Here is a 12981-nt window from a genome sequence, read left to right as displayed (position 1 = left end):
TTGAACACCGCTGCTTCCAGGAGAAGCCCCTTGGTGCGCATCCCGCAGCAAAAACGGCACGCCCCCTGTTTCGTCATTCCCGCGCAGGCGGGAATCCAGGCGGCCCCACGCCGGCACGTGAGCGAAGGCACAGGCGCGCCAAGGCCCATGCCACGGGTTGCCAACCGGCCGGCTGCGGCTGACTTGGGGGCCGCCTGGGTTCCCGCCTGCGCGGGAATGACGAAGTGGCGGGCGGGCCGCACCGGCCACCGGCTACCGGCTACCGGCTACCGGCTACCGGCTACCGGCTACCGGCTACCGGCCGCACGTTGCCACGGGCTTGCCACCGCGGCCGGCTGACGCCACTCACCTGCCCCAAGTCCGCCTGGGCCTCTCAGCCCTTGGCCACCTCATGGTTGCCCATGAGCTCCAGCGCGCGCACCAGCGCCGAGTGGTCCAGGTCGGCCATGTCGTTGGCGGCGAGCACCTGCATGAGCTGCGCGGCGCCGGCCGTCTGCGGCAGGGCCAGGCCCAGCTCGCGCGCGCCCTGCAGCGCCAGGTTCAGGTCCTTCTGGTGCAGCTTGATGCGGAAACCCGGGTTGAAGGTGCGCTTGATCATGCGTTCGCCGTGCACTTCCAGGATGCGGCTGCTGGCGAAGCCGCCCATCAACGCCTCGCGCACCTTGGCCGGGTCGGCGCCGGCCTTGCTCGCGAACAGCAGCGCCTCGCCCACGGCGGCGATGTTCAGCGCCACGATGATCTGGTTGGCCACCTTGGTGGTCTGGCCGTCGCCGTTGCCGCCCACCAGCGTGATGTTCTTGCCCATCTTCTCCAGCAGCGGCAGCACGCGCTCGAACACCGCCGGCTCGCCGCCGCACATGATGGTCAGCGACGCGGCCTTGGCGCCCACCTCGCCGCCGGAGACGGGCGCATCCACGTAGTCCGCGCCCAGGGCATTGATCTTCTGCGCGAAGGCCTTGGTCGCCATGGGCGAGATGGAGCTCATGTCCACGATCACCTTGCGCTCGCCGCCCGCGCCGCCGGCCTTCAGGGCCGAGGCCACGCCGTTCTCGCCGAAGAGCACGGCTTCCACGTCCGGCGTGTCCGGCACCATGGTGAAGACGATCTCGGACTGCGAGGTCACTTCAGCGGCATTCGCGCAGGCCTTGGCGCCCGCGGCCGTCACGGCCTCCGGCACCGGGCCGTGCGTGTTGACGAAGAGCTGATGGCCGGCGTTGACGAGGTGCAGCGCCATGGGCGCGCCCATGATGCCCAGGCCGATGAAACCGATGTTCATGTGATCTCCTTTGTCTGGCGGTGGTGGCGTGCGGTGCGCGGCGGCTCAGTACGAGCCGGAGGCCGGGGTGGCCGGGTTTTGAAGTTGCGCGCGCATCGCGCCGAGGATTTGCTGCGAACCCGCCGCGAGCAGCCGCGCGTCCGAGCTGACGGTGACGAACTGGAAACCCTTGGCGATGCGGGCCAAGGCCACGTCGGCGCGGCCGTTGTGGATGCCGGCCACCACGCCGTGGGCCTTGGCGCGCTCCAGGATGTAGTCCACGGCCTGCGCGGCCTTGGGGTCCAGGTCGTCGAAGGTGGGCGTGCAGCCCAGGGACAGCGACAGGTCCGAGGGGCCGATGTAGATGGCGTCCAGGCCCTCGACGGACAGGATGTCGTCCAGGTTGTCCAGCGCCTGCGCCGTCTCGATCATGGCGAAGCGCACGATGGTGTCGTTGGCGTGCTGGGGGTAGTCGGCGCCGCCGTAGTAGAGCGCGCGCACCGGGCCGAAGCTGCGCACGCCGCGCGGGGCGTAGCTGGTCCAGGCCACGAGCTTCTGGGCGTCCTCGCGCGTGTTGACCATGGGGCAGATCACGCCGTAGGCGCCCGCGTCCAGCGTCTTCATCAGGATGCCCGGCTCCAGCCAGGGCACGCGCACCACGGGCACGGTCTCGGTGGTGGAGATGGCCTGCAGCATCTGCACCATGGCCTGGTAGTCCACCACGCCGTGCTGCACGTCGATGGTGAGCGTGTCCCAGCCCTGGTGGGCCATGACCTCGGTGGCGAAGCCGTTGGGAATGGCCAGCCAGCCGTTGACGGCGGCGCCACCGGACTTCCACAGCGCACGCAAGCGGTTCTCTCTCATGGCGTCGTCTCCAGCGTTCAAGTTGTGGCCTGCGGGTCAGGCGCGGGTTGGCTTGGAAAAGCGTGCCGGCAGGGGCTGCGGCCCCCACCGGCACGAAGAAGCGTTTCGTTCAGCGCACCAGGCAGGGCTTCTTGTTGTCGAACTTCCAGCCCGGGACGAGGTACTGCATGGCGATGGCGTCGTCGCGCGCACCCAGGCCGTGCTGCTGGTACAGGGCGTTGGCCTTCATCACGGCGTCCATGTCCAGCTCCACGCCGAGGCCCGCCTTCTTGGGCACGGCCACTTCGCCGCCCACGATCTGCAGCGGCTCCTTGGTGAGGAACTGGCCGTCCTGCCAGATCCAGTGCGTGTCGATGGCCGTGACGCGGCCCGGCACGGCCGCGGCGGCGTGCGTGAACATGGCCAGCGACACGTCGAAGTGGTTGTTGGAGTGCGAGCCCCAGGTCAGGCCGAAGTCGCGGCAGGTCTGGCCCACGCGCACCGCGCCCTGCATGGTCCAGAAGTGCGGGTCGGCCAGCGGGATGTCCACGGACTGCAGCACCAGCGAGTGCACGAACTGGCGCCAGTCGGTGGCGACCATGTTGGTGGCCGTGGGCAGCCCGGTGGCGCGGCGGAACTCGGCCATGACCTCGCGGCCGGAGAAGCCGCCCTCGGCGCCGCAGGGGTCCTCGGCGTAGGCCAGGATGCCGTGCATGTCGCGCATGAGGCGGATGGCGTCCTTGAGCAGCCAGCCGCCGTTGGGGTCCAGCGTGATGCGGGCCTCGGGGAAGCGGGCCTTGAGCGCCTTGATGGCCTCGACCTCCTCCTCGCCGCGCAGCACGCCGCCCTTGAGCTTGAAGTCCTGGAAGCCGTAGCGCTTCTGCGCGGCCTCGGCCAGCTTCACCACGCCCTCGGGCGTCATGGCCTCCTCGTGGCGCACGCGGAACCACTCGTCGGCGGCGTCGGGGTCGCTGTCGTAGGGCAGGTCCGTCTTCTTGCGGTCGCCGATGTAGAAGAGGTAGCCCAGCATGGGCACGGCGTCGCGCTGCTGGCCTTCGCCGAGCAGGGCGCACACAGGCACCTCCAGCTCCTGGCCCAGCAGGTCCAGCAGCGCGGACTCCACGGCGGTGACGGCGTGGATGGTGGTGCGCAGGTCGAACGTCTGCAGGCCGCGGCCGCCGGCGTCGCGGTCGGCGAACCTGGTGCGGATCTCCGTCAGCACGGCCTGCCAGTCGCCCAGCTTGCGGCCCACGACCAGCTCGCGCGCGTCGTCCAGCGTCTGGCGGATGGCCTCGCCGCCGGGCACTTCGCCCACGCCGGTGCGGCCGGCGCTGTCGGTGAGCACCAGCAGGTTGCGGGTGAAGTACGGGGCGTGCGCGCCGCTGAGGTTGAGCAGCATGCTGTCGCGCCCGGCGACGGGGATGGCTTGCAGGGAGACGACGGTGGGCGTGGTGCTGGGCATGGCGGCGGTGGGGAGTCGGGGGGTTTCTTTGGGCGCCCTGCCCCGCCGGTGGGCGGACACGGGGCGCCGTGGCGGCGGCTTGGGGGTGCGGCGGGGAAAGCGGCAGGAAGCGGCGGAAGGGCGGCGGCGGGATCAGTCCGCGGTGATCTTGCGGGTCTCGATCACGTTCTTCCAGCGCGCGTACTCCGCGGCCTGGAACTTGGCGAACTGCTCCGGCGTGTTGGCCACGATCTCGAACCCCTGCTCGGTGAGCTTGGGCTTGACGGCCGCGTCGTTGAGCACGGCGGCGATGGTGGTGGCGAGCTTGGCCTTGACGTCCGCGGGCAGGCCCTTGGGGCCGGCCACGGCCTGCCAGGAGTACACGTCCACGCCCTTGACGCCGGACTCGGCCAGCGTGGGCACCTGCGGCAGCAGCGTGGAGCGCTTGTCGCCCGTGACGGCCAGCGCGCGCAGCTTGCCGCTGTTGATGTGCTGGATGACGGCGTTGACGTTCTGGAACGAGGCGTCCACCACCGCGCCCAGCAGGTCCGTGATGGCCGGCGCGCCGCCCTTGTAGGGCACGTGCGTGCCCTCGGTGCCGGTCTGCAGCCAGAACAGCTCGGCCGTGAGGTGGTCGGAGGAGCCGTTGCCCGACGAGGCGAAGGTGAGCTTGCCGGGATTCTTCTTTTCGGCGGCGATGACGTCGGCCACCGTCTTGAACGGGGACGCCGCGGGCACCACGAGCACGTTGGGCGCCTGCACGGCCACGGTGATGTAGTCGAAGTCCTTGGTCGCGTCGTAGGGCGTGTTCTTGAGCAGGTGCGGCGCGATCACGTAGGGGCCCAGCGAGGCCACCAGCAGCGTGTAGCCGTCGGCCGGCGCGCGCTTGACCTGCGCCGCGCCGATGGTGCCGGTGGCGCCGGCCTTGTTGTCCACGATGAAGGTCTGGCCCAGCTTGGCCTGCAGCCCGGAGGCCAGGGTGCGGGCGATCATGTCCGTGGAGCCGCCGGGCGGGAACGGCACCACCAGGGTGACGGGCTTGGCCGGCCAGGCCTGGGCCATGGCGGGCAGCGCCACGGCCAGGGCCGCCGCCGCGGCGGCCACGCTCAACAGGGTTCGACGAAGCATGGGGTCTCCAAATCGTTGTGGTCCCTCGCCCAACCGGCCAAGGCCGCCATTGCGCTGCAGCCACCGGCTCCGGTTGCGAGAGCGACGCCTGACAAAAAAAGCGTCGTTGTCGTACGTCATCGTACAACTTGCCTCTTGCCGGGACAAGACCGCCCAAGTTGTGGAGAACACTTAGGCCCGGCCTGTCCCTGGCCGCAGTCCAGGGACAGGCTGCCTCACCCCTTGATGTACTTCTCGAACACCGCCGTGAAGTCCCGCTGCGTGTACTCCTGCAGCACGGCGCGGTTGTAGCTGCGCAGCAGCTCGGTGAATTGCCCGGCGATGCTCTCGCCCGGCGCGGACGCGGTGAGCTTGTAGGCCGACACCGTGGCGTTCAGGGCGTTGAGCGCATGGCCGCGGCAGGCCTCGTCGTGGTGCTGCTGCTTGCCGATGCTGATGAGCGCCTTGTAGACGTCCTTGAGCTGCTCGATGAAGTTCTTGCGCACGTCGATGCTGAAGGGCACGCCGCCCATGGTGAACTTCAGCTCGATGTCCATGTCCAGCGTGCCCGCCGTCTCCAGCGCCACGCCCGTGATGGGCTTGCTCGCGTACTCGTAGCGCTTGATGGCTCGCTTGGAGGAGACGGCGGAATCGCCGTCCACGTGGATGAGCGCGAAGTTGGTGAAGCAGTACTCGTCCTTGCGGGACTTGATCAGGAAGAAGATGCGCTCGCCGTCCTCGTGGAAGAGGTAGTCGTCGGCGTCCACGCTGCCGTAGTCCTTGGGCTGGACGATGCTGCCTATGTCGCTCAGGCCCAGGGCCTCGGAGGCGAGTTTCTTGAACATGGCCGGTCTCCTTGCTCGGCGGTTGCACGGCCGCCTGGCAGGGCCGGCAGCCCCGGGCGGTTCGCGACCCGCACCCTGCCCCGCCCACCGTCCCGCCGTCAATGGCCCCGCAGCATGCCCGCCCGCGGTCCGACGTGCGGGTCATGTCAGGCAAAAACGGGTTTTCCCGTATGACAGCCTGACAGCCCTTGACGGGGCATGGGCGAAAATCGCAGCCATTCCAACTTCCAGAGAGAAGGCGCCACGCGCTTGGGCCGGGCGGACGCCACACACCTGCCATGAGCGAACTGCGTTTGCAGAAGGACGGCACCGGCACGCTGCCGGAGCGCATCTATGCCCGCGTGGTGGAAGGCATCCTGCGCGGCGACTTCGGTGCCGGCGGCAAGCTGCCCACGGAGGGCGAGCTGGCCAACCGCTTCGGCGTGTCGCGGCCCACGGTGCGCGAGGCGCTGTCGCGGCTGCGCTCGGACGGCGTGATCGAAACCCGCCGCGGCTCCGGCAGCCACGTCGTCGCCCCCAGCGGCGCGCCCGCGGCCAGCACGCCGCCCATCGCCAACCTGGCCGACATCGAGCGCTACTACGCCTTTCGCAGCTGCGTGGAGTCCGGCGCCGCCGCCGCCGCCGCCGAATACCGCGACGCGGCCGACCTGGAGGCCCTGCGCGCGAGCTTCGACGCCCTGAGCGCCGCCATGGAAAGCGGCCAGCCCGGCATAGAGCAGGACGTGCGCTTCCACTTCGCCATCGCCCGCGCCTCGCACAACCCCTTCTTCCTCAGCACCATAGAGACCACCGTGGCGCCCATCCGCCAGTTCATGGAGCTGGCCAACAGCGTGACGGACAAGAAAAGCCCCGAGCGCGTGCGCACCGTGCAGGCCGAGCACCAGGACATCGTGGACGCCATCGCCCGGCGCGCGTCCCACGACGCGGCCGAGGCCGTGCGCGTGCACGTGCTCAATGCCAAGCGGCGGATTTTCGAGGGGACGCGGCTGGTGGGCTGAGGCGACGCCAGCGCCGGCTCCAGGCCGGCCGGCGACGCCGCGCAAGACAGCAGCGTCTCCAGCAAAGTTGCTTGACAACTTTGCACCCTGCATGACAATTCGCCCCGCCGCGGCGCTCCTTGCCCGGCGTGCCGTGCGGGAGAAGCGCGTTGATGTCCGTCGTCCAGAGCCGGCGCCTTGGCCGCCACGGCAGCGGCCTTGGGGCGCCAGGGAAACCGGCTTCAGGCCGTTTCGCCCGCGGCGCGGCGGCGGCGTTCGCGGCTGTTGGCCAAGTGCGTGCGCATCGCGGCGCGCGCGGCCTCGGGGTCCTGGCGGACGATGGCGTCGAAGATGGATTCGTGCTCCGCGTTGGCGCGCAGCAGGTAGGCCTTGAGGTCTTCGCTGCTCTCGTCGGCCAGGCGGGCGCGCGGAATGATCTTGGCGCCCAGCGAGCTCAGCAGCTCGGCGAAATGCGCGTTCTGCGTGGCGCGCGCGATCTCCAGGTGAAAGGCGAAGTCCGGCGCCACGGCGTCGCGGCCCTCGCCCACGGCGGCGGCGAATTCGTCCAGCGCCAGCCGCATGGTTTGCAGGTGCTCCCCGGTGCGGCGCACGGCGGCCAGGGCCGCGGCTTCCGTTTCCAGGCCGATGCGCAGCTCCAGCACCGCGATCACGTCGCGCAGCGTTTCCAGTTGCTCCGGCGTGATGCGGAACGACGCCTCCCCCGGCCCCACCACGAAGGTGCCCACGCCGTGGCGCGTCTCCACCAGCCCGGCGGCCTGCAGCTTGGAAATCGCCTCCCGCACCACCGTGCGGCTCACGCCGAACTCGGCCATCACCGCGGCTTCCGTGGGCAGCTTGTCGCCCGGCGCCAACTGCCCCTCGCGAATGCGCTCGCCCAACACGTCCACCAGTTCCTGGGCCAGGGAGCGCGGCTTCTTGCGCGCGGTGAAGACGGTACTCATACCTAGTGAAACCCCTAGTCACTGCGCCTTGACACCCAAGGCGCGAAAAATTCAAATAGTTGTACGACAACAGATGACAGACGACAAGCGCAGTTTTCCTGACGCACCTGTCGAAATGGTCCCCGGAGTTTCAAACATCATGCTGACTGAGCCTGTCACCCCGCTGCGCTTCAACCGCCTGCTGCTCACCGGCGCTGCCGGCGGCTTGGGCCGCGAGCTGCGTTCGCGGCTCAAGCGCTATTGCGACGTGCTGCGGCTGTCGGACGTCGCACCCCTGGGCGAAGCGGCCGAGGGCGAGGAGCTGATGCCCGCGCCGCTGCAGGACGCCGCCGCCGTGCGGGCGCTGCTGGAGGGCGTGGACGCCGTGGTGCACCTGGGCGGCGTTTCCACCGAGCAGCCCTGGCAGCCCATCCTGGAGGCCAACATCATCGGCACGTACAACCTGTACGAGGCCGCGCGGCTCAACGGCGTCAAGCGCATCTTCTTCGCCAGCTCCAACCACACCACCGGCTTCTACAAGCAAAGCGAAGTGATTGGCGTGGACGCCCCCGCCCGCCCCGACGGCCTCTACGGCCTGAGCAAGGCCTTCGGCGAGGACGTGGCGCAGCTCTATTTCGACCGTTACGGCATCGAGAGCGCGCTGGTGCGCATCGGCTCCTCCTTCCCCGAGCCGCGCGACCGCCGCATGCTGGCCACGTGGATGAGCTACGACGACCTGGAGCGCCTCACCCTGGCCGTGCTCACCACGCCGGTGCTGGGCTGCAGCGTCATCTACGGCATCTCGGACAACAAGACGCGCTGGTACGACAACAGCGGCGCCGCGCACATCGGCTACCGCCCGCAGGACTCCTCCGAGCCCTTCCGCGCCGCCGTTGAGGCGAAGCAGCCCAAGCTGGACCTGAGCGATCCGGCCGTCATCCACCAGGGCGGCGCGTTCGTGCGCACCGGCCCCTTCGACAACGCCTGAGGCGAACGGGAGCTCCTGGCCATGAATACGCAGGACCTGGGCCAAGCGGCCGTGCAAACGCTGTGCGACGTGCGCAACCGCGTGGGCGAGAGCCCGCTGTGGAGCCCGGCCGAGCAGGCGCTGTACTGGGTGGACATCGAGGCGCGGCGGCTGCACCGCCACGACTGGCAGACGCGCGAGGCACAGCACTGGGAGCTGCCCGAGCGCATCGGCTGCATCGCGCTGCACGCCTCCGGCGGCCTGGTGGCCGGCATGGAGACGGGCATCTACCGGCTGCGCCCGCAGCGCCGCGGGCAGATCGAGGTGGTGCCGCTGCACCAGATCACGTTCAGCCAGCCGGGCATGCGCTTCAACGACGGGCGCTGCGACCGCGCCGGGCGGCTGTGGCTGAGCTCCATGGTGATGGACATGTCGCAAGCCTCGCCCGCGGGCGTGCTCTACCGCTACGACCGCCGCGGCCTGGTGCCCATGGTGGACGGCCTCATCACCGGCAACGGCCTGGCCTTCAGCCCCGACGGGCGCACCCTGTACCTCTCGGACTCGCACCCCAGCGTGCGCCGCGTGTGGGCCTTCGACCTGGACGCCGAGGGCAACCTCTCCAACCGGCGCGAGTTCATCGATATGAACCAGCACCCCGGGCGCCCCGACGGCGCCGCGGTGGACGTGCACGGCGGCTACTGGATCTGCGGCAACGACGCCGGCCAGGTGCACCGCTTCACGCCGCAGGGCGAGCTGGCGCGCTCCATCGGCCTGCCCGTGAGCAAGCCCGCCATGTGCAGCTTCGGCGGGCCGGACATGCGCCACCTCTTCATCACGTCCATCCCGCCGGCCCAGCCCGCCGACGGGTTCGATGCGGCGCTGGACGGCGCCGTGTTCGTCACCGAGCCCGGCCTGCGCGGGCTGCCCGAGACGCCGTTCCGCGCCTGAAGCGGCCCGGCCTCCTGCGGGCTACAGGCTCACGGTTTCCTGTTCCCTGTTTCTTGTTCCCTGTTTCCTGCTCTCCGTTCACTGCTTCAGGCAGCCGCAACGGCAACAACCACACTCCATTGGAGACAAGCACCATGTTCAAGAACCTCTCACTGGCCGTGGCCGCCGCGCTGGCGGCCTTTGGCGCCCAGGCCGTCGAGTTCCGCTCGGCCGACGTGCACAACAGCGACGACTACCCCACCGTCGCGGCCGTCAAGCACATGAGCGAAGTGCTGCAGCAAAAGAGCGGCGGCAAATACAAGATCAAGGTCTTCAACAAGAGCGCGCTGGGCACCGAGAAGGAGACGCTGGACCAGGTGAAGATCGGCGCGCTGGAGATGAACCGCGTCAACATCTCCTCGCTGAACTCCATGTGCCCGAAGTCGCTGGTGCCCACCATGCCCTTCCTGTTCAACAGCATCGAGCACATGCGCAAGGTGCTGGACGGCCCGGTGGGCGAGGAGATCCTGCAGGGCTGCGAGAAGGAGGGCCTGGTGGGCCTGGCCTTCTACGACAGCGGCGCGCGCAGCATCTACGCCAAGAAGCCCGTGCGCACCCTGGCCGACGCCAAGGGCCTGAAGATTCGCGTGCAACCGTCCGACCTGTGGGTGGCCGTGGCCGCCGCCATGGGCGCCAACGCCACGCCCATGCCCACCGGCGAGGTCTACACCGCGCTCAAGACCGGCCTGATCGACGCCGCCGAGAACAACATCCCGTCCTACGAGGGCTTCAAGCACTACGAGGCCGCCAAGGTCTACTCCAAGACCATGCACTCCATGGCGCCGGAGATGCTGGTGATCAGCAAGGCCATCTTCGACAAGATGTCCAAGGCCGACCAGGACATGTTCCGCGCCGCGGCCAAGGAATCCGTGACCTTCCAGCGCAAGAAGTGGGACGAGCAGGACGCCAAGGCCCTGGAGATCGTGACCAAGGCCGGCGCGCAAATCGTCTCCGACGTGGACCTGCCCGCCTTCAAGAACGCCATGGCCCCGGTGTACGCCAAGTTCATCAACACGCCGGACCTGCAGCGCCTGGTGAAGGCGGCGCAGGACACCAAGTAAGCCGCCCAAGCATCCCACCCGGCCACCCACCAGCGTCACACCCGCGCACGCGGGTGTCCACGAAGACCGGGCAGCAGCCCGGCTGGCGTGGATGCCCGCCTTCGCGGGCATGACGACGGGGCGCCGTTTGAGCGCCTGACAACGAAGCGGCGAGCGCCGCTTCCCCAGTTCCTCCAAGGTGCCGGCGCGCAATCAGCCGGCGCCCTTTGATGCGGGCCGCGCCCAGCGCGGCGCGGCCCGCCCTTTTCGGAGACTCTCCATGACACCCGCCGCCCTGCCGGCCACCGTCGCGGACAACGAGAACGTCAACGCTGCCACCGGCACGCCGCTGACCGCCTCGGCCACGCACGAGCGCCCGGCCTCGACACACCTTTATTCGCGCTTTTGCGCCTTCCTCTCCAAGGCCAGCCTGGTGCTGGCCGTGATCGGCCTCATCGGCCTGATCCTGTGCGTGCAGTTCCAGGTCGTCGGCCGCTACATCTTCAATGACACGCCCACCTGGGCCGAGGCCCTGGCGCTGCAACTCGTCCTGTACGTGACCGCGTTGGGCGTGGCCGTGGGCGTGCGCGACGCGGGCCACATCGGCCTGGAGTCACTGGTGTCGCTGCTGTCGGAAAAGTGGCGGCTGCGCGTGGAAATCGTCATCCACGGCTTCGTCGTCCTCTTCGGCGCGCTCATGGCGCAAAGCGGCTGGCTGTGGACCACGCTCAAGTGGAGCGACATCAAGCCCATGCTGGGCGTGCCCGTGGGCGCGGACTACCTGGCCCTGGTAGTGGCCGGCGTCCTGATCGTTCTTTTCTCCATCGAACACATCGTCGCGCTCATCCGCAACGAGGAAGTGGTGCCAGCATGGAACTGACCGTCCTTTGCATCAGCTTTGCAGCCCTGCTGGTCCTGGGCGTGCCCGTGGCCTTCTCCATCGGCCTGGCCTCGGTGGCCACGGTCGTGTACTCGGGCATGCCCGTGGCCATCGTCTTCCAGAAGATGGTGGGCGGCATGCAGGTGTTCTCCTTCCTGGCCATCCCGTTCTTCGTGTTCGCCGGCGAGCTCATGCTCTACGGCGGCATCGCCGACCGCATCGTGCGCTTTGCCAACTCGCTGGTGGGCCACGTGCGCGGCGGCCTGGGCATGAGCAACGTGGTGGGCTGCACGCTCTTCGGCGGCGTGGCGGGCTCGGCGCTGGCCGACGTGTCGGCCATGGGCTCGGTGATGATCCCGCTGATGAAGAAGGAGGGCTACGACGCCGACTACGCCGTCAACGTGACGACGCACGCCGCGCTGGTGGGCGTGCTCATGCCCACCTCGCACAACCTCATCATCTTCACGCTGGCCACCACGGGCATCGCGTCGGTGAGCGTGTTCAGCCTGATCCTGGCGGGCATCATCCCGGCGCTGCTGCTGACGGCCTGCAACCTGGGCGCGGCCTACTACGTGGCGCGCAAGCGCGGCTACCCCACCCGCGGCGGCTTCCCCGGCTGGGCCGAGGTGCTCAAGGCCTTCCTGGGCTCGCTGCCCGGCCTGCTCATCGTGGTCATCATCCTCGCGGGCATCCTGTCGGGCATCTTCACCGCCACCGAGTCGGCCGCCACGGCCGTGTTCTGGGCCGTGCTGGTGACGGCCCTGGTCTACAAGACGCTGTCGTGGAAGGACTTCCTCAAGGCCTGCGCCAAGGCCTGCAAGGCCACCGGCGTGGTGCTGCTGCTCATCGGCATCTCCAGCGCCTTCGGCTACTTCATGGCGCTGTACGAGGTGCCGGAGAAGACGGGCGAGCTGATGAAGTCGGTTTCGGACAACCCGCTGGTGATCTTCTTCATGATCAACCTGCTGCTGTTCGTCCTGGGCACCTTTCTGGACATGGCCGCCACCATCCTGGTGTGCACGCCCATCTTCCTGCCCATCGCCGTGCAGTTCGGCATGGACCCGGTGCAGTTCGGCATCGTCATGCTCATCAACTGCGCGCTGGGCCTGAACACGCCGCCCGTGGGCGTGACGCAGTTCGTGGGCTGCGCCATCGGGGAGATCTCGGTGGGGCAGGTGATGAAGTCCATCCTGCCCTTCTACAGCGCCCTGGGCCTGTGCCTGGCGCTCGTCACCTACGTGCCGGCCTTCTCGCTGTGGCTGCCCAGCCTCTTCAAGTAAGCCCGTGAGGCCCGGGCCGGCGCACGCGCCGGCCCGGCCCCCCCCCTCTTGCACGCGGCCGGAAGCCCTCCCCCAACAGGACTTCCGGCCGCGCCCCTTTTTCGGACACAGGACCTCATCGACATGACCGCCCCCGCCCCGCTGCTGATCCGAATGCATGCGAACGACAACGTCGCCATCGTCGCCAACGACGGCGGCCTGCCCGCCGGCACCGTGCTGCCTGAGCCCGCCGGCTTGGTGCTGCGCGAGCACGTGCCGCAAGGCCACAAGGTGGCCCTGGTGGACCTGAAGGCCGGCGACGCCGTGCGCCGCTACGACGTGCCCATCGGCTTCGCCCTGGAAGATTTACCCGCCGGCAGCTGGGTCAACGAGCGCCGGCTGCGGATGCCCGAGGCCCGCGGCCTGGAAGACCTGCCTC

13 protein-coding genes are annotated in these 12981 nt (G+C 69.1%); 7 read left to right on the top strand and 6 right to left on the bottom strand.

The window, feature by feature from the left end; genetic code table 11:
- Nucleotides 1-373: 373 nt before the first annotated feature.
- The 5 genes from ALA01S_RS13200 to ALA01S_RS13180 form a co-directional block, all read right to left on the bottom strand.
- On the bottom strand, nucleotides 374-1276 hold the full coding sequence (locus tag ALA01S_RS13200; protein WP_066337099.1) for a 2-hydroxy-3-oxopropionate reductase: 903 nt from the start codon (nucleotides 1274-1276) through the stop codon (nucleotides 374-376).
- A gap of 45 nt (nucleotides 1277-1321) precedes the next feature.
- Entirely contained in the window at nucleotides 1322-2119 is a 798-nt protein-coding gene (locus ALA01S_RS13195) for an HpcH/HpaI aldolase family protein (protein ID WP_066337095.1), read from the bottom strand.
- 109 nt (nucleotides 2120-2228) lie between these two features.
- Nucleotides 2229-3560 (bottom strand): glucarate dehydratase, encoded by a 1332-nt coding sequence (gene gudD / locus ALA01S_RS13190; protein ID WP_066337092.1) that lies wholly within the window; start codon nucleotides 3558-3560, stop codon nucleotides 2229-2231.
- 132 nt (nucleotides 3561-3692) lie between these two features.
- Nucleotides 3693-4667, bottom strand: a complete 975-nt coding sequence (locus ALA01S_RS13185) for a Bug family tripartite tricarboxylate transporter substrate binding protein (RefSeq protein WP_066337090.1) — start codon at nucleotides 4665-4667, stop codon at nucleotides 3693-3695.
- Nucleotides 4668-4882: 215 nt separating this feature from the next.
- On the bottom strand, nucleotides 4883-5491 hold the full coding sequence (locus ALA01S_RS13180; protein ID WP_066337088.1) for a PH domain-containing protein: 609 nt from the start codon (nucleotides 5489-5491) through the stop codon (nucleotides 4883-4885).
- Nucleotides 5492-5769: 278 nt separating this feature from the next.
- Here ALA01S_RS13180 and ALA01S_RS13175 point away from each other — a divergent pair, with 278 nt between their 5' ends.
- Complete coding sequence (locus tag ALA01S_RS13175) at nucleotides 5770-6489, top strand: FadR/GntR family transcriptional regulator (protein ID WP_066337084.1); 720 nt, start codon at nucleotides 5770-5772, stop codon at nucleotides 6487-6489.
- Between the two features lie 221 nt (nucleotides 6490-6710).
- Here the strand turns inward: ALA01S_RS13175 and ALA01S_RS13170 are convergent, their stop codons facing one another.
- Nucleotides 6711-7430 carry a FadR/GntR family transcriptional regulator gene (locus ALA01S_RS13170; RefSeq protein ID WP_066337081.1) on the bottom strand — a complete coding sequence of 240 codons (720 nt, stop codon included), beginning with the start codon at nucleotides 7428-7430 and terminating at the stop codon, nucleotides 6711-6713.
- 139 nt (nucleotides 7431-7569) lie between these two features.
- Here ALA01S_RS13170 and ALA01S_RS13165 point away from each other — a divergent pair, with 139 nt between their 5' ends.
- The 6 genes from ALA01S_RS13165 to ALA01S_RS13140 form a co-directional block, all read left to right on the top strand.
- Nucleotides 7570-8397, top strand: coding sequence for an NAD-dependent epimerase/dehydratase family protein (locus tag ALA01S_RS13165; RefSeq protein WP_066337079.1), 828 nt, complete (start codon nucleotides 7570-7572; stop codon nucleotides 8395-8397).
- Between the two features lie 21 nt (nucleotides 8398-8418).
- Complete coding sequence (locus ALA01S_RS13160; protein WP_066337075.1) at nucleotides 8419-9324, top strand: SMP-30/gluconolactonase/LRE family protein; 906 nt, start codon at nucleotides 8419-8421, stop codon at nucleotides 9322-9324.
- A 134-nt stretch (nucleotides 9325-9458) separates the two neighbouring features.
- A complete protein-coding gene (locus ALA01S_RS13155) occupies nucleotides 9459-10424 on the top strand; it encodes a TRAP transporter substrate-binding protein (RefSeq protein WP_066337072.1) in 966 nt (321 codons plus the stop codon).
- A 259-nt stretch (nucleotides 10425-10683) separates the two neighbouring features.
- Entirely contained in the window at nucleotides 10684-11283 is a 600-nt protein-coding gene (locus ALA01S_RS13150) for a TRAP transporter small permease (protein WP_084267513.1), read from the top strand.
- Nucleotides 11274-12563: a TRAP transporter large permease gene (locus ALA01S_RS13145; RefSeq protein ID WP_066337070.1), complete on the top strand. Its 1290-nt coding sequence runs from the start codon at nucleotides 11274-11276 to the stop codon at nucleotides 12561-12563. Before ALA01S_RS13150 ends, ALA01S_RS13145 begins: the two co-directional genes overlap by 10 nt.
- Before the next feature lie 123 nt (nucleotides 12564-12686).
- Nucleotides 12687-12981 (top strand): UxaA family hydrolase (locus ALA01S_RS13140; RefSeq protein ID WP_218011465.1); only part of this gene is annotated, 295 nt, incomplete at its 3' end.

It is taken from the genome of Azohydromonas lata NBRC 102462 (assembly GCF_001571085.1).
Taxonomy (GTDB): domain Bacteria; phylum Pseudomonadota; class Gammaproteobacteria; order Burkholderiales; family Burkholderiaceae_C; genus Azohydromonas; species Azohydromonas lata.
This window is presented reverse-complemented; position numbering and strand designations above follow the sequence as displayed.

Excerpts from the sequence above, each read along its gene's own strand:
- ALA01S_RS13200 (WP_066337099.1), bottom strand. The coding sequence starts at position 1,276 with ATGAACATCGGTTTCATCGGCCTGGGCATCATGGGCGCGCCCATGGCG.
- ALA01S_RS13145 (WP_066337070.1), top strand. The coding sequence starts at position 11,274 with ATGGAACTGACCGTCCTTTGCATCAGCTTTGCAGCCCTGCTGGTCCTG.
- ALA01S_RS13180 (WP_066337088.1), bottom strand. The coding sequence starts at position 5,491 with ATGTTCAAGAAACTCGCCTCCGAGGCCCTGGGCCTGAGCGACATAGGC.
- ALA01S_RS13150 (WP_084267513.1), top strand. The coding sequence starts at position 10,684 with ATGACACCCGCCGCCCTGCCGGCCACCGTCGCGGACAACGAGAACGTC.
- ALA01S_RS13165 (WP_066337079.1), top strand. The coding sequence starts at position 7,570 with ATGCTGACTGAGCCTGTCACCCCGCTGCGCTTCAACCGCCTGCTGCTC.
- ALA01S_RS13185 (WP_066337090.1), bottom strand. The coding sequence starts at position 4,667 with ATGCTTCGTCGAACCCTGTTGAGCGTGGCCGCCGCGGCGGCGGCCCTG.
- ALA01S_RS13170 (WP_066337081.1), bottom strand. The coding sequence starts at position 7,430 with ATGAGTACCGTCTTCACCGCGCGCAAGAAGCCGCGCTCCCTGGCCCAG.
- ALA01S_RS13155 (WP_066337072.1), top strand. The coding sequence starts at position 9,459 with ATGTTCAAGAACCTCTCACTGGCCGTGGCCGCCGCGCTGGCGGCCTTT.
- ALA01S_RS13195 (WP_066337095.1), bottom strand. The coding sequence starts at position 2,119 with ATGAGAGAGAACCGCTTGCGTGCGCTGTGGAAGTCCGGTGGCGCCGCC.
- ALA01S_RS13175 (WP_066337084.1), top strand. The coding sequence starts at position 5,770 with ATGAGCGAACTGCGTTTGCAGAAGGACGGCACCGGCACGCTGCCGGAG.
- ALA01S_RS13160 (WP_066337075.1), top strand. The coding sequence starts at position 8,419 with ATGAATACGCAGGACCTGGGCCAAGCGGCCGTGCAAACGCTGTGCGAC.
- gudD (WP_066337092.1), bottom strand. The coding sequence starts at position 3,560 with ATGCCCAGCACCACGCCCACCGTCGTCTCCCTGCAAGCCATCCCCGTC.